At 68.7% G+C, this 24561-nt stretch carries 27 protein-coding genes; 6 read left to right on the forward strand and 21 right to left on the reverse strand.

The features are described from left to right. Positions 1–249: 249 nt before the first annotated feature. Positions 250–954, reverse strand: a complete 705-nt coding sequence (locus C6P64_RS13695; protein WP_105749116.1) for an HAD family hydrolase — start codon at positions 952–954, stop codon at positions 250–252. 19 nt (positions 955–973) lie between these two features. Between C6P64_RS13695 and hemH the strand changes: the two genes are divergently transcribed. Continuing rightward, positions 974–2065, forward strand: a complete 1092-nt coding sequence (gene hemH, locus C6P64_RS13700) for a ferrochelatase (RefSeq protein ID WP_105749117.1) — start codon at positions 974–976, stop codon at positions 2063–2065. Between the two features lie 63 nt (positions 2066–2128). Here the strand turns inward: hemH and C6P64_RS13705 are convergent, their stop codons facing one another. From C6P64_RS13705 to C6P64_RS13715, 3 genes are all read right to left on the reverse strand, one after another. Next, on the reverse strand, positions 2129–3619 hold the full coding sequence (locus tag C6P64_RS13705; RefSeq protein WP_105749118.1) for a tripartite tricarboxylate transporter permease: 1491 nt from the start codon (positions 3617–3619) through the stop codon (positions 2129–2131). A 70-nt stretch (positions 3620–3689) separates the two neighbouring features. Next, positions 3690–4199 carry a tripartite tricarboxylate transporter TctB family protein gene (locus C6P64_RS13710; protein WP_105749119.1) on the reverse strand — a complete coding sequence of 170 codons (510 nt, stop codon included), beginning with the start codon at positions 4197–4199 and terminating at the stop codon, positions 3690–3692. Between the two features lie 14 nt (positions 4200–4213). Beyond that, positions 4214–5173 carry a Bug family tripartite tricarboxylate transporter substrate binding protein gene (locus tag C6P64_RS13715; RefSeq protein ID WP_105749120.1) on the reverse strand — a complete coding sequence of 320 codons (960 nt, stop codon included), beginning with the start codon at positions 5171–5173 and terminating at the stop codon, positions 4214–4216. Between the two features lie 134 nt (positions 5174–5307). Here C6P64_RS13715 and C6P64_RS13720 point away from each other — a divergent pair, with 134 nt between their 5' ends. The 3 genes from C6P64_RS13720 to C6P64_RS13730 are packed head-to-tail and all read left to right on the forward strand — an operon-like array spanning position 5308 to position 7930. Then, positions 5308–6015 (forward strand): response regulator transcription factor, encoded by a 708-nt coding sequence (locus C6P64_RS13720; protein ID WP_105749121.1) that lies wholly within the window; start codon positions 5308–5310, stop codon positions 6013–6015. Further along, positions 6012–7448 (forward strand): sensor histidine kinase, encoded by a 1437-nt coding sequence (locus C6P64_RS13725; RefSeq protein WP_105749122.1) that lies wholly within the window; start codon positions 6012–6014, stop codon positions 7446–7448. The genes C6P64_RS13720 and C6P64_RS13725 overlap by 4 nt, the downstream gene beginning before the upstream one ends. A 44-nt stretch (positions 7449–7492) precedes the next feature. Next, positions 7493–7930: an RNA-binding S4 domain-containing protein gene (locus C6P64_RS13730; protein ID WP_105749123.1), complete on the forward strand. Its 438-nt coding sequence runs from the start codon at positions 7493–7495 to the stop codon at positions 7928–7930. Here the strand turns inward: C6P64_RS13730 and guaD are convergent. Genes guaD through C6P64_RS13755 form a run of 5 tightly spaced genes read right to left on the reverse strand, consistent with a single transcriptional unit; the run spans position 7916 to position 12071 of the window. Beyond that, complete coding sequence (gene guaD, locus C6P64_RS13735) at positions 7916–9232, reverse strand: guanine deaminase (protein ID WP_105749153.1); 1317 nt, start codon at positions 9230–9232, stop codon at positions 7916–7918. The two genes, C6P64_RS13730 and guaD, sit on opposite strands and share 15 nt — an antisense overlap. A 47-nt stretch (positions 9233–9279) precedes the next feature. Beyond that, a complete protein-coding gene (locus C6P64_RS13740; protein ID WP_105749124.1) occupies positions 9280–10206 on the reverse strand; it encodes a metal ABC transporter solute-binding protein, Zn/Mn family in 927 nt (308 codons plus the stop codon). A 5-nt stretch (positions 10207–10211) separates the two neighbouring features. After that, positions 10212–11114, reverse strand: a complete 903-nt coding sequence (locus C6P64_RS13745) for a metal ABC transporter permease (protein ID WP_105749125.1) — start codon at positions 11112–11114, stop codon at positions 10212–10214. After that, the gene (gene aztA, locus C6P64_RS13750; protein WP_105749126.1) at positions 11111–11875 is read right to left on the reverse strand and encodes a zinc ABC transporter ATP-binding protein AztA; all 765 of its coding nucleotides are present in this window, start codon (positions 11873–11875) and stop codon (positions 11111–11113) included. The genes C6P64_RS13745 and aztA overlap by 4 nt, the downstream gene beginning before the upstream one ends. 1 nt (position 11876) lies before the next feature. Continuing rightward, a complete protein-coding gene (locus C6P64_RS13755) occupies positions 11877–12071 on the reverse strand; it encodes a hypothetical protein (RefSeq protein ID WP_105749127.1) in 195 nt (64 codons plus the stop codon). A gap of 94 nt (positions 12072–12165) precedes the next feature. Between C6P64_RS13755 and C6P64_RS13760 the strand changes: the two genes are divergently transcribed. After that, positions 12166–12678, forward strand: a complete 513-nt coding sequence (locus tag C6P64_RS13760) for a Fur family transcriptional regulator (protein ID WP_245911740.1) — start codon at positions 12166–12168, stop codon at positions 12676–12678. A gap of 10 nt (positions 12679–12688) precedes the next feature. On the opposite strand, the gene C6P64_RS13765 is transcribed toward C6P64_RS13760, so the two are convergent. From C6P64_RS13765 to C6P64_RS13805, 9 genes are all read right to left on the reverse strand, one after another. Next, positions 12689–13078: a 6-carboxytetrahydropterin synthase gene (locus tag C6P64_RS13765; protein ID WP_105749128.1), complete on the reverse strand. Its 390-nt coding sequence runs from the start codon at positions 13076–13078 to the stop codon at positions 12689–12691. Then, positions 13078–13710 carry a 7-carboxy-7-deazaguanine synthase gene (gene queE, locus C6P64_RS13770; RefSeq protein WP_105749129.1) on the reverse strand — a complete coding sequence of 211 codons (633 nt, stop codon included), beginning with the start codon at positions 13708–13710 and terminating at the stop codon, positions 13078–13080. The genes C6P64_RS13765 and queE overlap by 1 nt, the downstream gene beginning before the upstream one ends. A gap of 264 nt (positions 13711–13974) precedes the next feature. Continuing rightward, positions 13975–14793 (reverse strand): ABC transporter ATP-binding protein, encoded by an 819-nt coding sequence (locus tag C6P64_RS13775; RefSeq protein WP_105749130.1) that lies wholly within the window; start codon positions 14791–14793, stop codon positions 13975–13977. Next, positions 14790–15584, reverse strand: coding sequence for an ABC transporter ATP-binding protein (locus C6P64_RS13780; RefSeq protein WP_105749155.1), 795 nt, complete (start codon positions 15582–15584; stop codon positions 14790–14792). Before C6P64_RS13780 ends, C6P64_RS13775 begins: the two co-directional genes overlap by 4 nt. A gap of 5 nt (positions 15585–15589) precedes the next feature. Next, positions 15590–16453, reverse strand: coding sequence for a branched-chain amino acid ABC transporter permease (locus tag C6P64_RS13785; protein WP_105749131.1), 864 nt, complete (start codon positions 16451–16453; stop codon positions 15590–15592). Next, positions 16453–17334 carry a branched-chain amino acid ABC transporter permease gene (locus C6P64_RS13790; RefSeq protein ID WP_105749132.1) on the reverse strand — a complete coding sequence of 294 codons (882 nt, stop codon included), beginning with the start codon at positions 17332–17334 and terminating at the stop codon, positions 16453–16455. Before C6P64_RS13790 ends, C6P64_RS13785 begins: the two co-directional genes overlap by 1 nt. A 72-nt stretch (positions 17335–17406) precedes the next feature. Next, positions 17407–18558, reverse strand: coding sequence for an ABC transporter substrate-binding protein (locus C6P64_RS13795; protein ID WP_105749156.1), 1152 nt, complete (start codon positions 18556–18558; stop codon positions 17407–17409). 78 nt (positions 18559–18636) lie between these two features. Beyond that, on the reverse strand, positions 18637–19686 hold the full coding sequence (locus C6P64_RS13800; RefSeq protein ID WP_105749133.1) for an adenosine deaminase: 1050 nt from the start codon (positions 19684–19686) through the stop codon (positions 18637–18639). 123 nt (positions 19687–19809) lie between these two features. Next, positions 19810–20838 carry a sodium-dependent bicarbonate transport family permease gene (locus C6P64_RS13805; protein ID WP_105749134.1) on the reverse strand — a complete coding sequence of 343 codons (1029 nt, stop codon included), beginning with the start codon at positions 20836–20838 and terminating at the stop codon, positions 19810–19812. 94 nt (positions 20839–20932) lie between these two features. Between C6P64_RS13805 and C6P64_RS13810 the strand changes: the two genes are divergently transcribed. Further along, entirely contained in the window at positions 20933–21847 is a 915-nt protein-coding gene (locus C6P64_RS13810) for a LysR family transcriptional regulator (protein WP_105749135.1), read from the forward strand. 36 nt (positions 21848–21883) lie between these two features. Here C6P64_RS13810 and C6P64_RS13815 read toward each other — a convergent pair whose 3' ends face one another. From C6P64_RS13815 to C6P64_RS13825, 3 genes are all read right to left on the reverse strand, one after another. Further along, the gene (locus C6P64_RS13815) at positions 21884–22213 is read right to left on the reverse strand and encodes an HPF/RaiA family ribosome-associated protein (protein ID WP_146115934.1); all 330 of its coding nucleotides are present in this window, start codon (positions 22211–22213) and stop codon (positions 21884–21886) included. Positions 22214–22438: 225 nt separating this feature from the next. Then, on the reverse strand, positions 22439–23569 hold the full coding sequence (locus C6P64_RS13820) for a BMP family ABC transporter substrate-binding protein (protein ID WP_105749137.1): 1131 nt from the start codon (positions 23567–23569) through the stop codon (positions 22439–22441). Positions 23570–23639: 70 nt separating this feature from the next. Continuing rightward, the gene (locus C6P64_RS13825) at positions 23640–24560 is read right to left on the reverse strand and encodes an ABC transporter permease (RefSeq protein ID WP_105749138.1); all 921 of its coding nucleotides are present in this window, start codon (positions 24558–24560) and stop codon (positions 23640–23642) included. Position 24561 lies beyond the last annotated feature (1 nt).

A 24561-nucleotide genomic window follows, 5' to 3' on the forward strand; every position in this document is an offset into this window, starting at 1 on the left:
GCAGACGTTGATCTCGCTGCCCTTCTCGGCGGCCAATTGCTTCAAGCGGATCGCGGTCGCCAGGCCGGCCGGGCCGGCACCGACGATCACCACGTCGTATTCCATCGCTTCGCGCGGGCCGAACTGCTCGAGCAGGGTTGGGGGGGTTCTCATTCAGGTCATCCTCTGATCGTTGAAAATCTTTTCCCAATTATCGGGCAAGGCAGGATCCGGCCCCGTGCGCTACCGGAAGACGATGGAAAAGCCGGCTCAGTCCGCCAGGCCCAGCGCGGCACAGACCGCGTGCAGATCGGCCACGTCGAGCTGCGGCCGCCGCGGCGCATGGGACCAGTCCTGCCGCTCGCGGTTGACCCAGACCGCCTGCATGCCGGCGTCGAGCGCGCCGATGACGTCGAGCAAGGCATCGTCGCCGATGTGCAGCACCTGGTGCGGCGCCACGCCAGCGGCCTCGGCGGCAAGGCCGAAGATGCGCGGGTCGGGCTTGGCGACGCCGGCCTCGCGCGCGCTGACCTGGGCCTTGAAATGGGCACCGAGTCCGACCCGCTGCAGGTCGGCATTGCCATTCGAGAGCGAGACCAGCGGATAGCGCGCGGCCAGGCGCTCGAGCGCCGGCAGGGCATCGGCATAGAACTCGACGCATTGGCGCGCGGCGAAGAAGACCTCGAACGCCGGCTCGGCCAGTGCGGCATCGTCGCCGGCACGCCGCAGCGCCAGCGCGATCATCTCGCGCCGCAGGTGGCTCAGGTCATGGGCATGGGCGGCGTGGTCACGCACCACCTCGGCGCGCAGCGCGCGCCGGTGTTCCGGAACACGCCACTGCTCGGCGGTGGCGGGCGCCTGCGCATCGAGCCAGCACTGCAGCTGCGCCTCGGCGCGCTCCAGGGTCGGCAGGATGGGCCAGAGCGTGTCGTCCAGGTCCAGCGTGATAGCTCTTACTTGTGCAGGGTTCAACATGGCTGGGAGAGAATAACGCATGTCTTTCCGCAAAGAACCTTCCTACACCCATGGCCAGCCGGCCAAGACGGGCATCCTGCTGTGCAACCTCGGCACGCCCGAGGCGCCGACTGCGCCCGCACTGCGCCGCTACCTGGCCGAGTTCCTCGGCGATGCACGCGTGGTCGAGATCCCGCGCCCAATCTGGTGGCTGATCCTGCACGGCATCATCCTGCGCGTGCGGCCGAAGAAGTCGGCGGCCAAGTACGCCAGCATCTGGACGCCCGAGGGCTCGCCGCTCAAGGCCTGGACCGAGAAGCAGGCCAAGCTGCTGCTCGGTGCCCTGGGCGAGCGCGGCCACCGGGTCGAGGTGCGCCATGCGATGCGCTACGGCCAGCCCTCGGTCGCGTCCCAGCTCGACGCACTGAAGGCGGCGGGCTGCACCCGAGTGCTGGTCCTGCCGGCCTATCCGCAGTACAGCGGCACCACGACCGCGAGCGTGTTCGATGCGGTCTACGGCTGGGCGTCGAAGGTGAGGCTGATTCCCGAGCTGCGCTTCGTCAACCGCTACCACGACCAGGCCGGCTATATCGAGGCCCTCAAGCAAAGGGTGCAGCAGCACTGGCTGGCCCATGGCCGGCCCGACAAGCTGCTGATGAGCTTCCACGGCGTGCCGCAGCGCACGCTGGAAATGGGCGACCCCTACCACTGCGAATGCCACAAGACGGGACGCCTGCTGGCCGAGGCACTCGGACTGAGCAAGGATGAGTATGTCGTGACCTTCCAGTCGCGCTTCGGCAAGGCCAAGTGGCTGGAGCCCTACACCGAGCCGACGCTCAAGGCGCTGGCCGGCCAGGGCGTGAAGCGGGTCGACGTGATCTGCCCCGGCTTCACCAGCGACTGCCTCGAGACGCTGGAGGAGATCGCGCAGGAGGCGCGCGAGACCTTCCTGCATGCCGGCGGCCAGGAATTCCACTACCTGCCCTGCCTGAACGACAGCGGACCCTGGATCCACGCCATGGCCGAGCTGTGCGAACAGCATCTGGCAGGCTGGCCGACCCAGCAGCCGCAGGACGCGGCGGCGGCCGAGGCCCAGCGCCGGCGCGCGATCGAGCTCGGCGCCAAGGTCTGAATGACTGCGCCCCGGCCGGACTGAAGCCGGACGGGGCGCGAAGCCATCGCTGAAAGTCAGGCCTCAGGCGCGGCGGTGCCAGGCCAGCAGGCGCGGCGTGACCAGCACCAGCGCGACCACGACCAGCAGGAACAGCGACACCGGCCGGTCGATGAAAACGGTCCAGCGGCCCTCGCCGATAGAGAGCGCGTTGCGCATCTGCGCCTCGGCCAGCGGGCCCATGATCAGGCCGACGATGACCGGCGCGACGGGGAAGTCGAAGCGCCGCATCAGCACGCCCAGCAGCGCCAGCCCGCCCATCAGGTAGAGGTCGAAGGCGCTCTGGCGCATGCCGTAGACGCCCACCGTGGCGAAGATCAGGATGCCGGCATAGAGCTGGGGCTTGGGGATGCGCAGCAGCTTGACCCAGAAGCCGACCAGCGGCAGGTTGAGCACCAGCAGCATCACGTTGCCGATGTAGAGCGAGGCGATCAAGGCCCAGACCAGGGTGGACGAGGTCTGGAACAGCTGCGGGCCGGGGTTGATGCCGTAGTTCTGGAACGCCGACAGCAGGATGGCGGTGGTGACCGAGGTCGGGATGCCCAGCGTGAGCAGCGGCACCAGGGTGCCGGTGACGGCCGCGTTGTTGGCGGCCTCGGGTCCGGCGACGCCCTCGATCGCGCCGCTGGTGCCGAATTCCTTCTGGTGCTCGGGAGCGGCCAGCTTGCGCTCGGTGGCGTAGCTCAGGAAGGTCGGGATCTCGGTGCCGCCGGCCGGGATGGTGCCGAACGGAAAACCCATGAAGGTGCCGCGCAGCCAGGCCGGCCAGGAACGGCGCCATTCGGAGCGGCTCATGTGCACGCTGGTCATCTTGTTCATGCTGCTGACGCTCTTGCCCTCGTAGAGCGCGTTGTAGAAGGCCTCGCCGACCGCGAACAGGCCGACCGCGACCAGCACCACCTCGATGCCGTCCATCAGCTCGAGCACATTGCCGGTGTAGCGCACCTGGCCGGTGATCTGGTCCATGCCGACCAGGCCCAGCGCCAGGCCGATGAACAAGGCCGTCATGCCGCGCAAGGTGCTGTTGCCGAGCACGGCCGAGACGGTGGTGAAGGCCAGCAGCATCAGGCAGAAATACTCGGGCGGGCCGAGCCGGACCGCGTAGTCGGCCAGCGGCGGCGCGAACAGCGTCACCAGCACGGTGGCGATGGTGCCGGCAACGAAGGAGCCGATGGCCGAGGTCGCGAGGGCCGCGCCGGCGCGGCCGCTCTTGGCCATCTTGAAGCCTTCGAGCGCGGTCACCATGGTGCCGGTCTCGCCCGGCGTGTTGAGCAGGATCGAGGTGGTCGAGCCACCGTACATGGCGCCGTAGTAGATGCCGGCAAAGAAGATCATCGACGAGGTCGGCTCGACCTGGCCGGTGATCGGCAGCAGCATCGCCACCGTGACCGCCGGCCCGAGGCCGGGCAGCACGCCGATCGCCGTGCCGAGCGCGCAGCCGACGAAGGCCCACAGCAGGTTGACAGGCGTCGCGGCCGTGGCGAAGCCTCCCAGCAGCTGGGACCAGATATCCATTTCAATCATGATGTTGCTCCGGTCCGCGACCGGGGGTCGCGGCGGTTGAAGGGCAGAGGAAGGCTCGGGCTCAGAACCAGCCGGTCGAGGTCAGTCCCGGCAGGTTGACGGCCAGCACCTGGGTGAACAGCCAGTAGACCGGCGCGGCGATCACCACGCCGGTGAGCAGGTCCTGCCCCATGCGCGGCAGCGGCGTGGCCTGGCCCTCGGACAGGCGCAGGCCGCGCACGGCCAGCGCGTAGCACAGGGCGCAGCTCAGGATGAAGCCGGCCGGCTCGATCAGGGCGGCATTGAGCAGCAGCCCGGCGGCGAGCCAGGCCAGCGAGCGCCAGTCGCCACGGTCGGCACCGGACGGCGGCTCGACGTCGCGAAAGCCGCCGCGACGGGCCTGCAGCAGCAGCAGGACGCCGCACAGGGCCAGCACGCCGGCCACCAGCCAGGGCAGGAAGGCCGGGCCGACGCCCGAATAGCCGGCCGCCGACGGGATCTGTGCCGCGCCCCAGGCCAGCACGCCAGCTACCCCCAGCACGCCGAGCGCGATCAGGGTCTGCAGGGCGGTGGAGCGGGAGGAGTTTTGCATCGCGCCAGCCCCGCTCAGACCATGCCGGACTTGACCATGATCGCGCGCAGGTTGGCGAAATCGCGGTCGACGAATTCCTCGAAGGCCTGGCCGGTCAGCAGGGCCGGGGTCCAGCTGTTCTTGACCAGCGCCTCCTGCCAGGACTTGCTCTGGGTGGCCTTGGTCATCTTGTCGATGAGCGCCTGGCGCTGCGCCGGGGTGATGCCGGCCGGCGCATAGACGCCGCGCCAGTTGCCGAGCTCGACATCGACGCCCTGCTCCTTCATGGTCGGGATGTCCAGGCCCTTGAGGCGCTGCGGCGAGGTGACCGCGATCGGGCGCATCTTGCCGGCCTCGATATAGGACTGGAACTCGCTGTAGCCGCTGCCGCCGATGGTGACGTTGCCGCCCAGGATCGCGGCGACTGCCTCGCCGCCGCCGCGGAAGGGCACGTAGTTGAGCTTGGACGCATCGACGCCGATGGCGCGCGCCAGCATGGCCGCGGCGATATGCTCGGTCGCGCCGCGCGAGCCGCCGCCGAACTTGACGCTGGCGGGGTCCTTCTTCATCTGCTCGATCACGTCCTTGAGCGTCTTGAACGGCGAGTTGGCCGGCAGCACGAAGACGTTGTACTCACTGGTCAGGCGCGCGATCGGGGTCAGCTGGGTGATCGAGACCGGCGGCTTGCCGGTGATGATGCCGCCCAGCATCACCGCGCCCATCACCATCAGCGCGTTCGGGTCGCCCTTGCTCGAGTTGTAGAACTGCGCCAGGCCGATGGCACCCGCCGCGCCACCCTTGTTCTCGTAGCTCACGCTGCCCGCCACGCCGGCATCCTGCAGCGCCTTGCCGAGCGCGCGACCGGTGGTATCCCAGCCGCCGCCCGGGTTGGCCGGCAGCATGAGCTTGAAGTTCTCGGCCGCCCAGCCCTGCTGCGGCAAGGCACCGGCTGCCATCAGGGCGGCCAGGGATTTGAGGAATTGGTCACGGCGCATGGTGGTCTCCTGTATCGGTGTTCTGATGGCTGTCATGTTCGGCTGCGAAGCTGTCAATCGGCTGTCCTGGACCTAGAGACAAACCCTTAGCCAGCGGAGCCGGAAAAGGTGCGCGCATTCGCTAAGCTGCCGGCATGAAACTGCTGTTGATCGAAGACAACCTCCAGCTGCAGACCAGCTTGCGGCGCAGCCTGGAGCGCCGCGGCATGGCGGTCGCCCTGTGCGGCGATGGCCGGCTGGCCCTGTCGGCCTGGCGCGCCCAGGCGCCCGACCTGGTGCTGCTCGACCTGAGCCTGCCCGGCCTGGACGGGCTGCAGCTGCTGGGACAGGCGCGCGCGGCCGGCCTGCGCACGCCCGTCATCATCCTGACCGCGCGCGGCACGGTGGGCGACCGCATCCTGGGACTGAACCAGGGCGCCGACGACTACCTGCCCAAGCCCTTCGACCTCGACGAGCTCGAGGCCAGGGTGCGCGCGCTGGTGCGGCGCACGGCTCCATCCGCCCCGAGCATCGAGCCGGGGCCGGAAGCCCGGCCGCGCTGGCCGGACAAGCCCGACTACTGCGGCCTGCGGGTCGATGGCGAGAGCGGCGCGGTCTACTACGGCGGGCAGCCGCTCGAGCTGCCGCCGCGCGAGCTCGCGCTGCTGCGCACGCTGCTGTCCAAGCCCGGGCACGCGATCGCCAAGGACAGGCTGTTCGAGCAGGTGTTCCCGGGCGAAAGCGAGGTCCAGTACGACGCGATCGAGGTCGTGGTCTACCGCCTGCGCAAGAAGATCGCGCACACGCCGACCCAGATCGTGACGCTGCGCGGCCTGGGCTACCTGATCAAGGCCCAGCCATGAGGCTGATCGGCCAGGCGGCGCCCAGGCGACGCGCCTCGCTGCGGCGCCAGCTGATGGCGGGCATCCTGCTGCCGGTGCTGCTGTTCGTCGGCTTCAACACCGTGGTGCTGTACCGGCAGATGCTGCGCGCGGCCGACACCGCCTACGACCGCACGCTGCTGGCCAGCGCCAAGGCGATCGGCGAGCAGCTCGAGATCGAGGGCCGGGGCGAACAGGCCCGGCTCAGCGGCAAGCTGTCCTACGCGGCGCTCGAGGCCTTCGAGGCCGACAACCGCAGCCGGCTGTTCTACCGCGTGACTGGCTTTGCCGGCGAGATGGTGGCCGGATTTCCCGACCTGCGCCCCTGGAGCGGTCGGCTGCCGGACCGCGGCCCCTATGCCGCGCTGGTGAATTTCTACGACGACGAGTACCAGGGCCTGCCGGTGCGGGTCGCGGTGCTGCTGCAGCCCGTCAGCGGCAGCGAGCGGCAAGGCATGGCCACGATCCAGGTCGCCGAGACGCTGGAACTGCGCCAGACGCTGGCGCGCCAGATCCTGCTCGACACGCTCTGGCGCCAGGCCGGCCTGGTGCTGGTGATCGCGGCGGTGGTGGTGGCCGTGGTGCACCGCGTGACCCGGCCGGTGCGCGCGCTCAGCGCCGAGCTGGCCGGCCGCGCCGAGAACGACCTGCGCCCGATCGACGCTGCACAGGCCCCGCGCGAGATCGCGCCGCTGATCGAGGGGGCCAACCTGCACATGGCCCGGCTGTCGCAATTGCTCGAGCACCAGAAGCGCTTCGTGCGCGACAGCTCGCACCAGCTGCGCACGCCGCTGGCGGTGCTCAAGACCCAGGTCCAGTCGGCGCTGCGCGGCGATGTCGAGCCGCGGCTGGCGCTGGAGGAGATCGCCCAGACCGTACAGGGCGCGACCGAACTGGCCAACCAGATGCTGGCCCTGGCCAAGGTCGAGCAGCTGCGCCAGCAGGACGATGTTCCGGTCAGCGACTGGGCATCGATCGTGCACGCGGTGGCACTCGACCTGTCGGCGCTGGTGGCCGACAAGTCGCTCGACTTCGAGCTCGAGACCCAGGCCGCGCCGGTGCGGGCACACGAATGGTCGCTGCGCGAGCTCACGCGCAACCTGCTGCACAACGCGGTGCGGCACAGCCCGCCGGGCGGGCGGCTGGCGATCCGGCTGGCCTTGCGCGGCAGCCAGGCCGAGCTGTGCATCAGCGATGCCGGCCCCGGGATCTCGGCGGCGCAGCGCGAGCGGATGTTCCAGCCCTTCTCGACCGATGCCACTGCCCCGGGCGCGGGATCGGGCCTGGGTCTGGCGATCTGCCAGGGCATCGTCGAGACGCTGCACGGCCAGATCGCACTCGAGAACCGGGTCGAGCAGGGCCGCGTCAGCGGCCTCGACGCCCGGGTGAGCTTGCCCCTGGCTGCACCAGGCTGAGGCCGGTTGCGCGAAAATGGCAGCAGCAACCACTTCCCCGCTACATGGCAGCCACACCTCCCTCCGCAGAAAAAGTCCGGCTCGACAAATGGCTCTGGGCCGCCAGGTTCTACAAGACGCGCAGCCTGGCGGCCGACGAGATCGACAAGGGCCGGGTCAAGGTCAACGGCCAGGTCGCCAAGGCCTCGCGCGAGCCCCGCATCGGCGACGAGATCGAACTGCGCGCCGGCTTCGATCACCGGACGGTATGCGTCAAGGGCCTGAGTTCGGTGCGCGGCCCGGCACCGCAGGCCGCCCTGCTCTACGAGGAAACGGCGGGCTCGCTGCTGGCACGTACCCAGGCTGCCGAGCAGCGCCGCATCGCGCCCGAGCCCTCGCAAAGCCTGACCCAGGGCCGGCCGACCAAGCGCGACCGGCGCCAGCTGCAGGACCTGCGGGCCCCGGGCTGGAACGAGCGCTGGAGCGCCTCAATCGACGAGTGATCCGGCCCTGACGGTGCGCGCGACCGCGCGCTCGTCGCCGAGCACGATCAGCGCGAACAGCAGCTCCTCGAGGTCGCGCGCCTGCGCCGTGCGGCGCGCCAGCAGCGGCGTGGCACGCGGATCGAGCAGCACGAAGTCGGCCTCGCAGCCCGGCGCCAGGTTGCCGACCACCCCTTCGAGTCCGAGCGCACGCGCCGCACCCGCCGTGTGCAGCCACCAGAGCCGGCTCGGCGCCAGGCTGACGCCGGCCTTGGCCGGACCGCCGCCCGTGAAAGCCGCCCGGCCAGCCTCGTAGGCCGCCAGCATGGTGCGGAACGGACTCAAGCTGGTGCCGCCGCCGACATCGCTGGCCAGCCCATGCAGGAAACCGGTGCGCCAGGCGCTGGCAAAGTCGAAGCAGCCGCTGCCCAGGAAGAAATTGCTGGTCGGGCAGACGGCTGCTGCCGCGCCGCGTTCGCGCAGCAGCGCGCGGTCATCCTCGTCCAGGTGCAGGCAATGCGCATAGACCGAGCGCTCGCGCAACAGGCCAAAGCGCGAGTAGACCTCGAGGTAGCTGCGGTCGCGCGGATAGAGCTCGCGCACCCAAGCCAGCTCGTCGAGGTTCTCCGCCACATGCGACTGGATCCAGACCCCGGGATGGCGCGCGGCCAGCTCGCCCGCGCCTTGCAGCTGGGCGTCCGAACAGCTCGGCGCGAAGCGCGGCGTGATCGCGTAGCCGAGCCGGCCGAGGCCGTGCCAGCGCGCGATCAGCGCCTCGGTGTCGAGCAGGCTCTGCTCGGTGGCGTCGCGCACGCCGTCGGGGCAATGGCGGTCCTGCAGGCATTTGCCGGCAATCAGCTTCAGGCCGCGCGGCTGCGCGGCACTCATCAGCGCATCGACCGATTGCGGATGCGAGGTGCAGAAGGTCAGCGCGGTCGTCACGCCATGGCGGTCGAGCTCATCGAGGAAGAACTCCGCCACGCTGGCGGCATGCTGCGGATCGGCAAAGCGCGCCTCCTGCGGGAAGGTGTGCTGCTCAAGCCAGGGCAGCAGGCCGTCGGCCGGCGAACCGATCACGTCGAGCTGCGGATAGTGGAGATGCAGGTCGACGAAGCCCGGAGCGATCAGGTGGTCGGGCAGCGACTCGACGTCCAGGCCGGGATAGCGGTGGATCAGCTCGTGAAAAGGCCCGAGCGCCAGCACGACGCACGGCGCGCCAGGACCGCCCGCGCCCGGCCCGGTCATCAGCAGGCCGTCGGATTCATGGCGCGGCGCGCCGGTATCGGGGTCGAAGGACAGGATGGCGGCTCGATAGGCTTTCATGCCTGCCAGCATAGCGTTACAGGCCTTGACTGGGCTCAGATGAAAGCTCAGCGCCCCTGGATCGCCGCGATCATCACGCGCGTGTTGTAGCGCATCATGCCGAGGTAGCTGGCGGCCTCGCCCTGGGGTGCGAGCGAATCCGAATAGAGCCCTGCGGTCGAGGCCTTGAGCCCGGTCTCGCGCGCGATCTGCTCGATCAGGCGCGGGTCCGAGATGCTCTCGACGAACAGCGCGCTGGCCTTTTCCTGGCGGATCTGGCGCACCAGGCGCGCGACGCCCTGGGCCGAGGCCTCCGAATCGGTGCTCACGCCCTGCGGCGCCAGGAAGCGCACGCCATAGGCGCTGGCGTAATAGCCGAAGGCATCGTGCGAGCTGATCACCAGCTTCTTCTCGGCGGGAATCGCGCCCCAGGCCTGGCGGATCTCCTGCTCCAGCCGCTCGAGCTGCTGGCCATAGGCCGCGGCATTGCTGCGGTAGCCCTCGCAGCCGGCGGCATCGGCCGCGCACAGGCCCTGGGCGATGTTCTTCACATAGGTCTGCACGCGCGCCACGTCCTGCCAGACATGCGGATCGGCTGCCGCATGGCCGTGACCGTGACCATGCGGATCGGCAGTCCCCTTGATCGGCTGGATGCCCGCGCTCGCAACCACATGGCGACCCTTGAAGCCGGCTGACTTGAGCAAGCGCGCCATCCAGCCATCGAAGCCCATGCCGTTGGAGAACACCAGCGGCGCCTGCCCGACCTGCTTGGCCTGGGCCGGCTTCGGGCTGTAGACATGGGCATCGCTGCCCGGACCGACCAGCACCTCGACCGCGACGCGCTCGCCGCCGACCTGGCGCACCAGATCGCCCAGGATGCTGAAGCTGGCCACGGCGCTCAGCACCGGTTCGGCGGCCCGGGCCGGACCGGCGATGCCGGATGCCAGCGCCAGCGCAACGCCGGCCAGGCGCAGGGATTTGAAGACAGGTTTCATGGGATTCAAGCTTTCAAGTGGACAGGAGATCGCCACCACCGGCCCAGCAGCCCCTGGCGACCGACCAGCAGCGAGACCAGGTAGAGCAGGCCCAGCGCCATCACGATCACCGGACTGGTCGGCCAGTCGGCGTGGTAGGACAGCAGCAGCCCGACGCTGCAGGCCAGCAGCGCGAAGCCGCTCGCCAGCCCGAGCATCGGACCGATGGCCCGGGTCCAGAAGCGCGCCGCCGCTGCCGGCAGCACCATCAGCCCGACCGACATCAGCGTGCCGAGCGCATGGAAGCCCGCGACCAGGTTGATCACCAGCAGCGCCAGGAAGCCGTAGTGGCTGACCGGACTCCAGCGGCTGACCGAGCGCAGGAAGGCCGGGTCCAGGCATTCGAGCACCAGCGGCCGGTACAGCACGGCCAGGCCCAGCAGCGTGAAGCCCGCGATGCCGACCAGCAGCCACAGCGCCGGGTCGTCGAGCGAGAGCACGGTGCCGAACAGCACATGCAGCAGGTCGACGTTGTTGCCGCGGGTCGAGACGATCAGCACCCCGAGCGCGAGCGAGATCAGGTAGAAGGCCGCCATGCTGGCGTCCTCGCGCAGCACGGTGCCGCGCGCGACCAGGCCCGAGGCCACCGCGACCACCAGGCCGGCGACGATGCCGCCGATGGTCATCGCGCCCAGCGACAGCCCGGCGAACAGGTAGCCGATCGCGGCGCCGGGCAGGATGGCATGCGCCATCGCGTCGCCGGTCATGCTCATGCGGCGCAGCATCAGGAACACGCCCATCGGTGCGGCGCTGACCGACAGCGCCAGGCAGCCGGCCAGCGCGCGGCGCATGAAGCCGAACTCGGCAAAGGGCTGGACCAGCAACGCCCACAGGTCGAGGGACAGGAGATCGGACAGGGAAGCGCTCATCGGGGGAAATCTCCAGCGGGCTCGTCGGAGCGGCAGACCGGCGCCTGCTCGTCGAAGGCCTCGTGCATGGCCTGGGCACGCTGCCAGTGTTGGTCGGTCAGCACCTCGGCGGTCGGGCCCCAGGCCACCAGTTCGCGCGCGATCATCACCGTCAGCGGAAAATGGTCGCGCACCTGCGGCAGGTCGTGCAGCACCGCGATCACGGTCTTGCCGGCCTGGTGCCAGCGGTGCAGCAGCGCGACCAGGTCGGCCTGGGTGCGTGCATCGACCGCCGCGAAGGGCTCGTCGAGCAGCACCACTGGCGCATCCTGCAGCATCAGGCGCGCGAACAGCGCGCGCTGGAACTGGCCGCCCGAGAGCGTGTCGAGCCCGCGCTTCTCGAAGCCGGCCAGGCCGACCTGGGCCAGCGCGTCGCGGCAACGCTGGATCTGGGCCGCGCTGAAGCGACCCAGGGCGCCGACCTCGTGCCACAGCCCCATCGCGACCATGTCCTGCACGCTGACCGGAAAGCTGCGGTCCATGCCGGCCTGCTGCGGCAGATAGGCGATGCGCTGGCCGCGCAGGCCCTCCAGGCTGCCCTGCAACGGACGCAACTGGCCAGCCAGCGCCTTGATCAGGGTCGACTTGCCGGCGCCATTCGGGCCGACGATGGCGACCAGCGCGCCCGGCTCGAGCCGCAGCGAGACATGGTGCACCGCCGGATGCTTGTCGTAGCCCAGGGTAAGGTTGCGCAGCTCGATCGCGCCCGGTCTTGAATTCATGTCAGCCCTGTGCGGAAATGGCCCACAGCATGGCCGCGACCAGCATGGCGCAGACCAGTGCCGCGCCGAGCAGGCGCTGCGCGGCCGAATGCAGCAGCCAGGAGCTGCGCGGGCCGACGGCGACCGCCTGGTGGGGCCGGACGGCCGCCTGCGGGCCATGGTCATGGGAGTGGGAATGGATATGCGGTTCTGGCATCAGGAAAGGCGCTTGGGCAACTCGGGCAGCTATTGCAATCGGGTTGCAATTGAGCGGGCATCATAACGCATCCGGGTTGCGTTATGATGCCGCCATGCCGGACACCACCGTCTCCCCGTCCATCCCGACCGACCGCTTGCCGCCCGAATGGCAGGCCCGACTGGAACGGGCCGGCTTGCGGCGTACCCAGGCGACGCGGCGGGTGCTGGAGCTGTTCCTGCGTGATTGCGGCTGGAGCCCGACCCATGCCGAGGTCGATGCCGCGCTGCAGTCCGGCGGACTGCAGGTCAACCGCGTCACGCTCTATCGCCTGCTCGACCGGCTCGCCGCGGCCGGGCTGCTCGAGCGCCAGCCGGACGACGAGTCCCGCAGCTGGCGCTTTCACCTGGCGGCCAGCGATGCCGAGGCCCAGGCGCCACGCTTCGAGTGCGACGCCTGCCACCGCCAGTTCCGCATCACCGAGGCCAGCCAGAGCAGCCGGGCCGCCACCCACCAGCTGCTCGATGCGCTGGCGCACCTGGGGCACCATGCCCAGCGGGTGGAACTGGCCATCCACGGCACCTGCGCCGGCTGCCAGCCCAGCCCGGACCAACCTGCCCGCCGCTGAGGACGGGCACTTACCAGCTCAAGGTGCAGCGGTCGCCGCTGGCCTGGCGCTCGACGCTGACCGCGCACAGCTGCGGGAAGATGGGTTCGAGGTCGGCGCGGATGAAGGCGCACAGGTTCTCCAGCGTCGCCGGGCCCAGGCCTGCCACCTCGTCGAGGAAGCGGTGATCGAGCCGGTCGCGCAGCCGCTCGATCTCGCGCCGCAGATAGGCCAGATCGACCAGCATGCCGCTGACCGGATCGGGATTGCCCTGCAGCGTGACCTCGGCATGGTAGGTATGGCCGTGGATGCGGCGGCTGCCCTCGGCGTCGATGCTGCGCTCGAGCGTGTGGGCGGCCTCGAAGTAAAAGCGCTGCGACAGCTCGCAGCGCGCCGGACGCGGAATGTAGGCGGCGCTCATCAGCGGATCTCCAGGATCTTGTGGGTCTGCAGCGACAGCCGCCACTGCGGGTGCGCCTGGCAATAGGCGATGCAGGCCTGGGTGTTGTCGGCCTGGGCCGGGTTGTCCATCGGTTGCAGCAGGAAATGCTCGAAGTCGAGCTGGCCGAGCTGCTCCGGATCGAGCCCGGGCTGGGGCCAGACCAGCTTGAGCTCCTGGCCCTGGGTCTGCAGCAGCGGCGCGCCAGCCTTGGGGCTGACGCAGATCCAGTCGATGCCGGCGGGCGCCTCGATCGAGCCATTGGTCTCGACCGCGACCTCGAAGCCCTGCGCATGCAGCGCGTCGATCAGCGCGGCGTCGACCTGCAGCAGCGGCTCGCCGCCGGTCAGCACGACGTAGCGCTGACCCTGCCCTTGCGGCCATTGGGCGGCGATGCGCTCGGCCAGCTCGGCCGCCTGGGCGAACTTGCCGCCCAGCGTGCCGTCGGTGCCGACGAAGTCGGTGTCGCAGAAGCGGCAGATCGCGCTGGAGCGGTCCTGCTCGCGCCCGCTCCAGAGGTTGCAGCCGGCAAAGCGGCAGAACACCGCCGAGCGGCCGGCGCGCAGGCCTTCGCCCTGCAGGGTGTAGAAGATCTCCTTGACCGAATAAGTCATGCCATCCCCCTTGCCGATGCACAGGCATGGCTGCGCGCTCCGGCTGCAGAGGCAGGCCAAAACAGGAAAACAGACGGGAAAACGGGGGCAGGCGGCCGCGAGCGCGGCAGCGAGGTTTTGAACATGGTGTTCCTCGACATGGCCCCGGCTTGAAAAAGAACGAGCCCGCCGGGGCAGCGGGCTCAAGCCAAGGATTTTAACGCACCAAGGCGGCTGCAGCCGGGCGCCGGCCAGTGCCAGCCGCCGGCGGCAACCATCAATGGCTCAATGGCCCAGGTAGGCTTCCTGCACCTTGGGATCGCCGAGCAGCTGCTGGCCGCTGCCCTCGAGCACGATGCGGCCGGTCTCGAGCACATAGGCCCGGTCGGCGATCTTGAGCGCCTGGCGCACGTTCTGCTCGACCAGGAAGATGGTCAGGCCGCTGCGGTTGATCTCGCGCAGGGTGCGGAAGATGTCCTGCACGATGATCGGCGCCAGCCCCATCGAGGGCTCGTCGAGCAGCAGCAAGCGCGGCTTGGCCATCAGCGCGCGGCCGATCGCGAGCATCTGCTGCTCGCCACCCGACATATTGCCGGCCAGGCCGCCCGCGCGCTCCTTCAGGCGCGGAAACAGCTGGTAGATGCGCTCGATCTCGGCCTCGCGCTCGGCCTTGCCGATGCGCCGGGTATAGGCGCCGAGCTCGAGGTTCTCGTGCACCGTCAGCGTGGTCAGCGTCGCGCGGCCCTCGGCCACCTGCACCACCCCGCTCTGGACGATGCGGTGCGGCGCCATCGTGCTCAGGTCCTGGCCGTCGAAGTCGACGCTGCCGCCGGCCTTCTTGACCAGGCCGGACAGCGCCAGCAGCGTGGTCGACTTGCCGGCGCCGTTGGCGCCGACCAGGGTCGTGATTCGGCCCAGCGGCAAGTCGAAGCTGATGCCCTTGACCGCCTGGATCTGGCCGTAGGCAACCCGCAGGTCGCGCACCTGCAGCAGCGGCTGGCCGAGCTGGCTCGAATGCGCGGGCTCCTCGTGGTGCGGGCTGGCGCCAGCGGCCACGGCCAGGTCGTCGCTGAGCTGGGATTGGTCTTGTTGCGGCGTGCTCATGCGCGCTCTCCTTGGCCGGCGGCAGGGCCGGCATCGTCGTCGTCGCGGCCCAGGTAGGCCTCGATCACCTGCGGGTTGCTGCGGATCTCGTCGGGGCGGCCGAGCGCGATGATCTGGCCGAAGTTCAGCACCGCGATCTGCTCGCACAGGCCCATGACGAACTTCATGTCGTGCTCGATCATGAACACCGTGAAGCCGCGCGCGGCGATGGCGCGGATCACCCCCATGATCTCGTCCTTCTCGGCGCTGTTCATGCCGGCCACCGGCTCGTCGAGCAGCAGCAGGCGCGGCTCGGTCGCCAGCGCGCGCGCGAGCTCGAGCTTGCGCTGGTCGCCGTAGGACAGCTTGTCGGCCACCTCGTCGGCCTGCGACTCGAGGCCGACCCAGGACAGCAGCTCGCGCGCCCGTTCGCGCGCCCGCAGCTCCTGGGAGCGGAAGCCCGCGCTCGCCAGCAGCAGGCCCAGCGCGCCATAGCGCAGGTGGGAATGCTGGCCGACCATCACGTTCTCGAGCAGCGACATGCCCTTGAAGATGCGGATGTTCTGGAAAGTGCGCGCCAGGCCGAGCCTGGTGATCTGATGCGGCTTGAGGCCGGACAGGTCGCGGCCGTCGAAGCGGATCGCGCCGCCATCGGGCTGCTGCAGGCCGGTGATCAGGTTGAACACCGTGGTCTTGCCGGCACCGTTGGGGCCGATCAGGCCGAACACCCCGCCCTGCGGGATCGCGAGGTTGACGCCCTGCAGCACCTTGAGGCCGCCGAAATGGCGTTCGACGCCGCTGAGTTCGAGCAGCTTGCTCATGCCTGGCCCCCCTTGCGCTTGAACCATTGACGCAGCCGTACCGGGTCCCACACGCCCTGCGGCAGGAACAGCACGATCAGCACCAGGATCAGGCCGTTGAAGACGAGACGGAAATCGTTGAGCGAGCGCAGCAGCTCGGGCAACAGAGTCAGGGTCACCGCGCCCAGCACCGGTCCGAGCAGGCCGTTGATGCCGCCCAGGATCGCCATCGTCAGGATCTCGACGCCACGGTCGAAGCCGTACTCGTTCGGGCCGATGAAGAAGGTCAGGTGCGCGTTGAGCGCCCCGGCCAGGCCGGCGATCATCGCGCCGAGCACGAAGGCCAGCAGCTTGTGGCCGGCGACATCGATGCCCATCAGGCCGGCGGCGGTGTCATCCTCCTTGATCGCCTCGAAGGCGCGCCCGATGCGCGAGCGGTTCAGGCGCCAGAGGCCGAACAGCACCAGCACCAGCACCAGCGCCACATGCCACCACTGGGTCGAGGGCGGGATGCCGTTCAAGCCGAGCGCGCCGCCGGTGATGCTCTCGGTGTTGAGGATGGCGATGCGCACCACCTCGCCGAAGGCCAGCGTGGCCATCGCGAGGTAGACGCCAGAGAGCCGCAGCGTCGGCTTGCCGATCGCGAACGCGGCCAGCGCCGGCGCGGCCATGCCACCGGCCAGCGCGAGCGCGAACGGTGCCTCGTAGTTCATCGTCAAGAGCGCGGCGGCATAGGCGCCGATGCCCATGAAGGCGGCATTGGCCATCGCCAGCATGCCGCAGGACAGGGTGAGGTAGATGGACAGCGCCAGCAGCGCGTTGGTGCCCAGGGTGAGCACCAGGTTGCTGTAGACGGCCCAGAAATTGTCGAACGCTTCCATCAGACCTTGCGCTCCTGCAGTGAACCGAACAAACCCTTGGGCCGCAGCAGCAGCACCAGGAACAGGAAACCGAAGGCGACCGCGTCGCGCATGTCGGAGCCGATGTAGGCGATCGACAGCACCTCGGCAAAGCCCAGGAACAGGCCGCCGAGCATGGCGCCGCGCACGTCACCGAGGCCGCCCAGGATGATGACCGCGATGCCCTTGTGCAGCATCGGCTGGCCCATCAGCGGGAACAGCGCGTTCGAGTAGAGGCCGATCAGCACGCCGGCTAGGCCGCCCAGACCGGCGGCGGCGAACGAGGTCAGGTAGAACAGGCCCTCGACATTGATGCCGAGCAGGTAGGCCGCCTTGGGCGACTCGGCGATCGCGCGCATGGCACGTCCCAGCTGGGTGCGCTTGAGCGACAGCATCAGCGCGCCCATCAGCACGAAGGACAGCAGCACGATGCCGAGCTCGAGCGCGGTCAGGTGCAGGCCGCCCAGCGTGAGCGATTCCTCCGACACCGTGCCGGCCGGAAAGCGCAGGTTCTCGGCACCGAAGATGCCCTGCATCGCGCTGTTGATCGCGATGCCGACGCCGATGGTGGCGATCATCGGGATCAGGTGCGGCGCACCGCGCGCGCGCAGCGGCTTGAGCACCAGGAAATCGATCGCGAGCCCGAGCAGGCCGCAGAGCAGGAAGGCAAACAGCAGGCCGGCCCAGAGCGGAAAGCCGAAATGGTTGATGACCTGCAGCGCCCCATAGGCGCCGACCATGAAGACCGCGCCATGCGACAGGTTGACGACGCCGAGCACGCCGAAGATCAAGGTGAAGCCGAGCGCGAACAGCGCGTAGACGCTGCCGAGTGACAAGGCATTGACGAGTTGCTGTTCCAGCACGGGAAAAGCCTCCTGGTAAAAAGCAAAAGGACGGCGGGCCCCAGGGGCCACGCCGTCCGGGAATCCGGCGGATTACTTCTGGATCACGAAGCGGCCGGCCTGGGTCACGCTGACGATGGCAGCCTGCTGGGCGTCGTAGCCGGCGGGCTTGCCGGCCTTGTCGCTGGCGCGGCGGAACTGGAAGGCGCCGGTCGCGCCGGTCCACTTGACGGCCGGCAGCGCATCGCGCAGCGCCTTGCGGTCGTCCGCCAGGTTGCCGCTGAGCTTGACGGTCTTCAAGGCCTGGCTCGCGACGTAGAGCCCGTCATAGGCCTGGGCCGCGAACTGGTCGGGCGCCATCTTGTACTTGGCGGTGTAGGCGACGACGAACTTGCGGTTGGCGTCGGTCTGGTTCTCGATCGACCAGGGGCTGCCGACATAGAGGCCGTCGGACTTGTCCTTGGCCAGGTCGAACACCTTGACCGAGTTCATGCCGTTGCCGCCGATGAAGGGCACGTTGATGCCGAGCTGGCGCGCCTGCACCATGATCGGTGCGCCCTCGGCGATCAGCGCCGACAGCACGATCGCGTCGGGGTTGCCGGCCTTGATCTTGGTCAGCTGGGCCTTGAAGTCGACATCGCCCTTGGCGAAGGTCTCGGTGCTCGTGACCGGCAGGTTCAGGTCGGCCAGCGCCTTCTTGAAGTTGTCGTAGCCGCTCTTGGTGAAGACATCGTCGTTGCCGTAGAGCACGGCGACCTTCTTGACGTTGGCCTTCTTGATCGCCATCTTGAGCGTCTCGGGCAGCACGTCGGCCTCGGTCACCGAGTTGCGGAACACATGGTCGCCGATCGAGGTGATGCCGTCGGCGGTGTTCGAGGTGCCGAACACCACGGTCTTGGACGCCTGCGCGATCGGGTTGGAGGCCTGGGCCGAGTTGGAGAGGGTCGGGCCGAAGATCATCAGCACCTTGTCCTGGAACACCAGCTTCTTGAAGACGTTGATCGCCTCTTCCTTCTTGCCCTGCTCGTCCTCGATCACCAACTGGATCTTGTTGCCGTTGATGCCGCCAGCCGCGTTGATCTGCTCGGCCGCCAGCTGGAAGCCGTTGCGGATCGCCGCGCCATATTGGGCCGCACCGCCCGACAGGGCAGCGGCGACGCCGATCTTGAGGTCGGCGGCCTGGGCCGAGCAGGCCAGGGTGGCCGCCAGGGCCAGCAAGGAGGTCTTGAACGGGGACAGATTCATGGGGGACATCTCCAGGGATTGCGAGGGACCGGCCGGGCCGGCATAGCCGGTCATTGTAGCCCCCGCCCCTGGCGGGCCTCAGTCCTGCTCGCGCAGCCGTTCGAAGAAGGCCTTGAGCCCATGTTCCCAGGCCTTCTTCTGCGCCGCGTCGGCAAAGCTGGCCTCGAAGCTGTTGAAGGCGAGCTGGTAGGCATGGCGCCCCTCGAGGCCGAGCGCCGCGAACAGCTGCACGTAGTTGTCGTTGACATAGCCGCCGAAATAGGCCGGGTCGTCCGAATTCACCGTCACGCACAGGCCGGCATCCAGCAGGCTTTTCAGATTGTGCTGCGCCAGCGTCGGGAACACGCACAGCTTGATGTTGGACAGCGGACAGACCGTCAGCGGCACGCGCTCGTCGGCCAGCCGCTTCATCAAGTCAGCATCGCGCACTGCCTGCACGCCGTGGTCGATGCGCTCGGCTTTCAGCAGGTCGAGCGCATCGCGGATGTACTCGGGCGGGCCCTCCTCGCCGGCATGCGCGACCACATGCAGGCCGAGCTCGCGGCATTTCGCAAAGACGCGCTCGAACTTGGCCGGCGGATGGCCAAGCTCGCTCGAGTCGAGCCCGACGCCGATGAAGTAGTGGCGGAACGGCAGCGCCGCCTCCAGCGTCGCGAAGGCGTCTTCCTCGCTCAGGTGACGCAGGAAGCACAGGATCAGCTTGGCGCTCAGGCCGAACTCCTGGTGCGCGCGCTGGCAGGCATGGTGCAGGCCCTTGATCACGGTCTCCATCGGCACGCCGCGCGCGGTATGGGTCTGCGGATCGAAGAAGATCTCGGCATGCACCACGTTGTCGGCGGCCGCCTTCTCGAGATAGGCCCAGGCCATGTCGAAGAAGTCCTGCTCGTGCAGCAGCACGCTGGCGCCCGCGTAGTAGATGTCGAGGAAGCTCTGCAGGTCCTTGAAGTCATAGGCCGCGCGCAGCGCCTCGACGCTGGCATAGGGCAGCTGGACCTGGTTGCGCTGCGCGAGCTTGAAGATCAGCTCGGGCTCGAGCGTGCCCTCGATGTGGAGATGCAACTCGGCCTTGGGCATCAGGCGCAGCACGCCAGGCAGGCGGTCGGGGGCAATATGCGGGATCTTGAACATGGCTGGACTCCTCCTTGTATCGGCTGGTGGCCGGTATGGCATTCAGCGTAGCAGAAAGGACCGGTTGCACCGCCCGCCACCGCGGGAAAAGCTGCAGCCGGCAGCTGCTGGCTGGGCCCAGACTCAGGCCAGCAGCCTCCAGGCCACGCTCACATACAGGGGAATGCCGAACAGCAGGTTGAACGGGAAGGTCACGCCGAGCGAGAGCCCGAGGTAGAGCGCCGGCTTGGCCTCGGGAATCGCGAAGCGCAGCGCCGCCGGCACCGCGATGTAGGAGGCGCTGGCGGCCAGCACCATCAGCAAGGCGCCATTGCCCGGCTCGATGCCGAAGGCCAGCGCCAGGCCGAGCGCCAGGCTGGCATGGAGCAGCGGGCCGGCCACGGCATAGACCAGCAGGAAGGGCGAGGGCCGGCCGAGCTGGGCCAGCTGGCGCGCCGCCGTCAGACCCATGTCGAGCAGGAAGAAGGCCAGCATGCCCTTGAACAGGTCGACCGAGAACGGCGCCATCATCGCCTCGCCCTTCTCCCCGGTCAGCATGCCGACGACCATGGCGCCGAGCAGCAGCAGCTGGGCACCGTCGGTGAAGGCCTCGTGCAGCAGCTTGCCCAGGGACACCGAATGCGACGCCGGGCTCGGTACCGGCGCGCCACCCAGCGCCAGCACGCCGGCGCCAGCCTGCACCACGCTGGCCTGTCCAGCCACGGCGCCCTGCCTGAGCCGGTTGGCCAGCAGCACCGCCAGGATGATGGCGGGCGACTCCATCAGCGCCATCGCCGCAGCCATGTGGCCGCCATAGGGCATGCCGCGGCCCTCGAGGTATTGCAGCGTGGTGATGAAGGTCACCGCGCTGACCGAGCCATAGGTGGCCGCGATCGCCGCCGCGTCGTAGCCATTCAGGAAGCGGCGCATGAGCTGGTAGCCCAGCAGCGGCACGGTCAGCGCCAGCGCGACCGCGCAGCCCAGGGTGGTCGCGACCTCGGCGTTCAGACCCGACTTGGCCAGCGCAAAGCCGCCCTTGAGCCCGAGCGCCATCAGCAGGTAGAGCGAGAGGAAGCGCGAGATCGCGGGCGGGATCTCGAGGTTGGACTTGAGCAGCCCGGCCAGCAGGCCGAAGGCGAAGAACAGGATGGCTGGATCGAGGAGGTTTTGCATGGCGCAGCGTCTGAAGAGGAAACGGCGCGATGGTAGTGAGGAAAACCAATTAGTAAAAATCTTTTATTTTTATAAAAACCATAGAATAAAACCTATGAACGCAACTTTTCGCCAGCTGCGCCTGTTCCTGGCGCTGGCCGAGCATGGCAGCATCACCGCGGCGGCAAGGGCCTGCCATGTGACCCAGCCGACGGTCTCGATCCAGCTGCGCGAGCTGTCCGAGGCGGTCGGGCTGCCGCTGTACGAGCAGATCGGCAAGAAGCTCTACCTGACCGCCGCTGGCGAGACGCTGGCCGAGACCGCGCGCGCCATGGTCGATGAATGGTCGGCCTTCGGCCAGCGCATCGACGCGATGAAGGGACTCACGCGCGGCCGGGTCAGGCTGGCGGTGGTCAGCACCGCCAAGTACTTCGTGCCGCGCCTGCTGGGGAGCTTCTGCAGCAGCCATCCGGATGTCGATGTCGCGCTCGAGGTGCTCAACCGCGACGGCGTGGTGGCCCGGCTGTGCGACAACCGGGACGACCTCTACATCATGTCGATGCCGCCCGAGCATATGGATCTCGAGCGGCATGACTTCCTGCCCAATCCGCTGGTGCTCATCGCCCCCGAGTCGCATCCGCTGGCCCGGCGGCGCCAGATCGCGCTGGCCGAGCTGGGCCAGGAGCGCTTCATCCTGCGCGAACCGGGCTCGGGCACCCGGCTGAGCTGCGACTCGCATTTCAGCCGCGAGGGCTTCCAGCCCCGGGTCAGGCTAGAGCTCGGCAGCAACGAGGCAATCAAGCAGGCGGTCGCCGGCGGCATGGGCCTGGCCGTGATCTCGCGCCACGCGCTGGCGCTGCACCCGGCCGAGGACCAGATCGCGCTGCTCGACGTGCAGGGTTTTCCGCTGCAGTCGCAGTGGTGGACGCTCTATCCGCGCGGCAAGCGGCTGTCGCCGCTGGCCCAGGTGCTGCTCGGGCATATCGAGCACACCGCGCGCGAGTGGTACCAGTGGCGCCAGCAGGCCTGAGCGCCGAGGCAACAGCAATGCCGCCGGCGCAAGCGGTCAGGCCAGGCTGGCCTGGCGCGCCGGGCGCCGCTTGCGCTGCCACAGCCGGGCCAGGCTGTGGGTGGCGCGCTGCAGCGCCTGGTTGAGCGCGCCCTGCGCATCCTCGGCCTTGGAGACGATGACCAGCTGGCCGTAGCCCGCGGTGGTCAGCATGATCTGGCACTGCTTGTCCACCCCGCCCTTGGGGCCGTTGATGTCGCGCAGGCTGACGCGCGCCTGCTGGACCTGGCCCTGCAGCCGATGCAGCACCGAGCGGACCCGCTGCTCGACCTGCTGGCGCCAGGCCTGAGGCTCGCCGCTGCGTGAGGATTCGATCAAAACATTCATGGCTTGCGCTCCTGTGGTGATGAGGAGGCTTCAGCTTAAGGCCACAAATACTCATGTAAAAGCAGAATTTCTCTTATATTCAATCCCTTTAAAACTGAATCTAAAGCCTTGCTGCCGGCAGGGTCCAGGCCGGAACGGCACGCCGCGCACAGCGCGCCGACGGTGAAAAAAAGCCGCCCGGGCTGGCAGGCAACCCGGACGGCTTTGGGATTCGCAGCAGCGAGATCAGTTCGGCAGCTTGCCTTCGACGCCCTTGACATAGAACTTGATGCCGCCGAGGAAGGCGTCGTCGGCGACGGCGTCCTTGGCCAGCAGCTCCTTGCCGGACTGGTCGAGGATCGGGCCCTTCCAGATCACGAAGCTGCCGTCCTTCAGGCCGGCCTTGACGGTCTCGAGCTTCTGCTTGAGTTCGGCCGGCACATCGTCGGCGACCGAGACCAGGTCGATCGCGCCTTCCTTGACGCCCCACCAGGCCTTGCCGCTGCTCCAGTTGCCGGCCAGCGCATCGGCCACGGTCTTCTTGTAGTACGGCGCCCAGTTGATCACGGCCGAGCCCAGGTGGGCCTTGGGACCGTAGGCGGTCATGTCCGAATCCCAGCCAAAGCCGCGCTTGCCGAGCTTCTCGGCGGTCTGCAGCACGGCCGAGGAGTCGGTGTTCTGCATCAGCACGTCGGCGCCGCCGTTGATCAGCGAGGTCGCGGCCTCGGTCTCCTTGGGCGGATCGAACCAGTTGTTGACCCAGACCACCCGGGTCTTGACCTTGGGGTTGACCGACTGCGCGCCGAGCGTGAAGCTGTTGATGTTGCGGATCACCTCGGGAATCGGCACCGAGGCCACCACGCCCAGGGTGTTGCTCTTGGTCATGCCGCCAGCGATCACGCCGGCCATGTAGGCGCCCTCGTAGGTGCGGCTGTCGTAGGTGCGCAGGTTGTCGGCAGTCTTGTAGCCGGTGGCATGCTCGAACTTGACGTCCTTGAAGTCGGCCGCGACCTTGAGCATCGGCTCCATGTAGCCGAAGCTGGTGCCGAACACGACCTTGTTGCCCTGCGAGGCCATGTCGCGGAACACGCGCTCGGCGTCGGCGCCCTCGGGAACGCTCTCGACGAAGCTGGTCTGGATCTTGTCGCCGAACTCGGCTTCCAGCGCCTTGCGCGCGTTGTCATGCGCGAAGCTCCAGCCACCGTCGCCGACCGGGCCGACATAGGCGAAGGCCACCTTGAGCGGTTCGGCCTTGGCCGGGGCCGGCGCGGCTACCGGGGCCGGCTCCTCCTTCTTGCCGCAGGCAGCCAGGGCGGCGGCGGCGAGCGTGGTCAGCGCGACGAGCTGGACCCAGTGGCGCTTGGAATGGTCTGTCATGTCGAATCCTTTGATCAATGGTTGAAAGGCGGACGGGAAACAAGGACGAAAGAGGCGGATCGGGAACCGCTCAGGCTCCGGGATAGAAGGGCTTGCCGAGCGAGGCCGGCATGTTGATGCGTATCCACTGCGGGTTGCGCGAGATCAGCACCAGCACCAGGATGGTCGCCAGATAGGGCAGCATGGTCAAGAACTGGCTCGGCAGGTTGATGCCCTGGCCCTGCAGGTGGAACTGGACCATGGTGACGGCGCCGAACAGGTAGGCCCCGAGCAGGATGCGGGCCGGGCGCCAGGTGGCGAAGGTGGTCAGCGCGAGCGCGATCCAGCCCTTGCCCGCGATCATGCCCTCGACCCAGAGCGGCGTGTAGTAGGTCGAGACATAGGCGCCGGCCAGGCCGCACAGCGCGCCGCCGGCCAGTACCGCACCCAGGCGGATGCGCCGCACCGGATAGCCCAGCGCATGGGCCGATTCGGGGCTCTCGCCGACGCTGCGCAGGATCAGGCCGCTGCGGGTGCGGTAGAGCCACCAGACCAGCAGCAGCACCAGCGCCAGCGCGCCGTAGACCAGCGGATGGTGGCGGAACAGCGCCGGCCCCACCCAAGGCAGGTCGGACAGCAGCGGGACCGCGAACGGCCCCTGCTCGGGCAGCTTGGCCTGCACATAGCCGGTGCCGGCAAAGGCCGAGAAGCCGGCGCCGAACAGGCTCAGCGCCAGCCCGGTGGCGTACTGGTTGGTGTTGAGCCAGATCACCAGCAGGCCGAACAACGCCGCCAGCAGCAGGCCCGCCAGCATGCCGGCGAGCAGGCCCAGGGTCTGGCTGCCGGTGGCGACCACGGTCGCGAAGCCGGCCAGCGCGGCGCACAACATCATGCCCTCGGCGCCCAGGTTGACGACGCCGGCCTTCTCGTTGATCAGCAGGCCGAGCGCGGCGATCGCGAGCACGGTGCCCGCGTTGAGCGAGGAAGCCAGCAGCAGCGCGCTTTGTTCCATC

The organism is Malikia granosa (genome assembly GCF_002980595.1).
In the GTDB taxonomy this organism is placed as follows: domain Bacteria; phylum Pseudomonadota; class Gammaproteobacteria; order Burkholderiales; family Burkholderiaceae_C; genus Malikia; species Malikia granosa.

Excerpts from the sequence above, each read along its gene's own strand:
- C6P64_RS13745 (WP_105749125.1), bottom strand. The coding sequence starts at position 11,114 with ATGAGCGCTTCCCTGTCCGATCTCCTGTCCCTCGACCTGTGGGCGTTG.
- aztA (WP_105749126.1), bottom strand. The coding sequence starts at position 11,875 with ATGAATTCAAGACCGGGCGCGATCGAGCTGCGCAACCTTACCCTGGGC.
- C6P64_RS13740 (WP_105749124.1), bottom strand. The coding sequence starts at position 10,206 with ATGAAACCTGTCTTCAAATCCCTGCGCCTGGCCGGCGTTGCGCTGGCG.
- C6P64_RS13820 (WP_105749137.1), bottom strand. The coding sequence starts at position 23,569 with ATGACAGACCATTCCAAGCGCCACTGGGTCCAGCTCGTCGCGCTGACC.
- C6P64_RS13825 (WP_105749138.1), bottom strand. The coding sequence starts at position 24,560 with ATGGAACAAAGCGCGCTGCTGCTGGCTTCCTCGCTCAACGCGGGCACC.
- C6P64_RS13775 (WP_105749130.1), bottom strand. The coding sequence starts at position 14,793 with ATGAGCACGCCGCAACAAGACCAATCCCAGCTCAGCGACGACCTGGCC.
- C6P64_RS13760 (WP_245911740.1), top strand. The coding sequence starts at position 12,166 with ATGCCGGACACCACCGTCTCCCCGTCCATCCCGACCGACCGCTTGCCG.
- C6P64_RS13695 (WP_105749116.1), bottom strand. The coding sequence starts at position 954 with ATGTTGAACCCTGCACAAGTAAGAGCTATCACGCTGGACCTGGACGAC.
- C6P64_RS13805 (WP_105749134.1), bottom strand. The coding sequence starts at position 20,838 with ATGCAAAACCTCCTCGATCCAGCCATCCTGTTCTTCGCCTTCGGCCTG.
- C6P64_RS13705 (WP_105749118.1), bottom strand. The coding sequence starts at position 3,619 with ATGGATATCTGGTCCCAGCTGCTGGGAGGCTTCGCCACGGCCGCGACG.
- C6P64_RS13785 (WP_105749131.1), bottom strand. The coding sequence starts at position 16,453 with ATGGAAGCGTTCGACAATTTCTGGGCCGTCTACAGCAACCTGGTGCTC.
- C6P64_RS13800 (WP_105749133.1), bottom strand. The coding sequence starts at position 19,686 with ATGTTCAAGATCCCGCATATTGCCCCCGACCGCCTGCCTGGCGTGCTG.
- guaD (WP_105749153.1), bottom strand. The coding sequence starts at position 9,232 with ATGAAAGCCTATCGAGCCGCCATCCTGTCCTTCGACCCCGATACCGGC.
- C6P64_RS13730 (WP_105749123.1), top strand. The coding sequence starts at position 7,493 with ATGGCAGCCACACCTCCCTCCGCAGAAAAAGTCCGGCTCGACAAATGG.
- C6P64_RS13715 (WP_105749120.1), bottom strand. The coding sequence starts at position 5,173 with ATGCGCCGTGACCAATTCCTCAAATCCCTGGCCGCCCTGATGGCAGCC.
- C6P64_RS13795 (WP_105749156.1), bottom strand. The coding sequence starts at position 18,558 with ATGAATCTGTCCCCGTTCAAGACCTCCTTGCTGGCCCTGGCGGCCACC.
- hemH (WP_105749117.1), top strand. The coding sequence starts at position 974 with ATGTCTTTCCGCAAAGAACCTTCCTACACCCATGGCCAGCCGGCCAAG.
- C6P64_RS13810 (WP_105749135.1), top strand. The coding sequence starts at position 20,933 with ATGAACGCAACTTTTCGCCAGCTGCGCCTGTTCCTGGCGCTGGCCGAG.
- C6P64_RS13725 (WP_105749122.1), top strand. The coding sequence starts at position 6,012 with ATGAGGCTGATCGGCCAGGCGGCGCCCAGGCGACGCGCCTCGCTGCGG.
- C6P64_RS13710 (WP_105749119.1), bottom strand. The coding sequence starts at position 4,199 with ATGCAAAACTCCTCCCGCTCCACCGCCCTGCAGACCCTGATCGCGCTC.
- C6P64_RS13815 (WP_146115934.1), bottom strand. The coding sequence starts at position 22,213 with ATGAATGTTTTGATCGAATCCTCACGCAGCGGCGAGCCTCAGGCCTGG.
- C6P64_RS13765 (WP_105749128.1), bottom strand. The coding sequence starts at position 13,078 with ATGAGCGCCGCCTACATTCCGCGTCCGGCGCGCTGCGAGCTGTCGCAG.
- C6P64_RS13755 (WP_105749127.1), bottom strand. The coding sequence starts at position 12,071 with ATGCCAGAACCGCATATCCATTCCCACTCCCATGACCATGGCCCGCAG.
- queE (WP_105749129.1), bottom strand. The coding sequence starts at position 13,710 with ATGACTTATTCGGTCAAGGAGATCTTCTACACCCTGCAGGGCGAAGGC.
- C6P64_RS13720 (WP_105749121.1), top strand. The coding sequence starts at position 5,308 with ATGAAACTGCTGTTGATCGAAGACAACCTCCAGCTGCAGACCAGCTTG.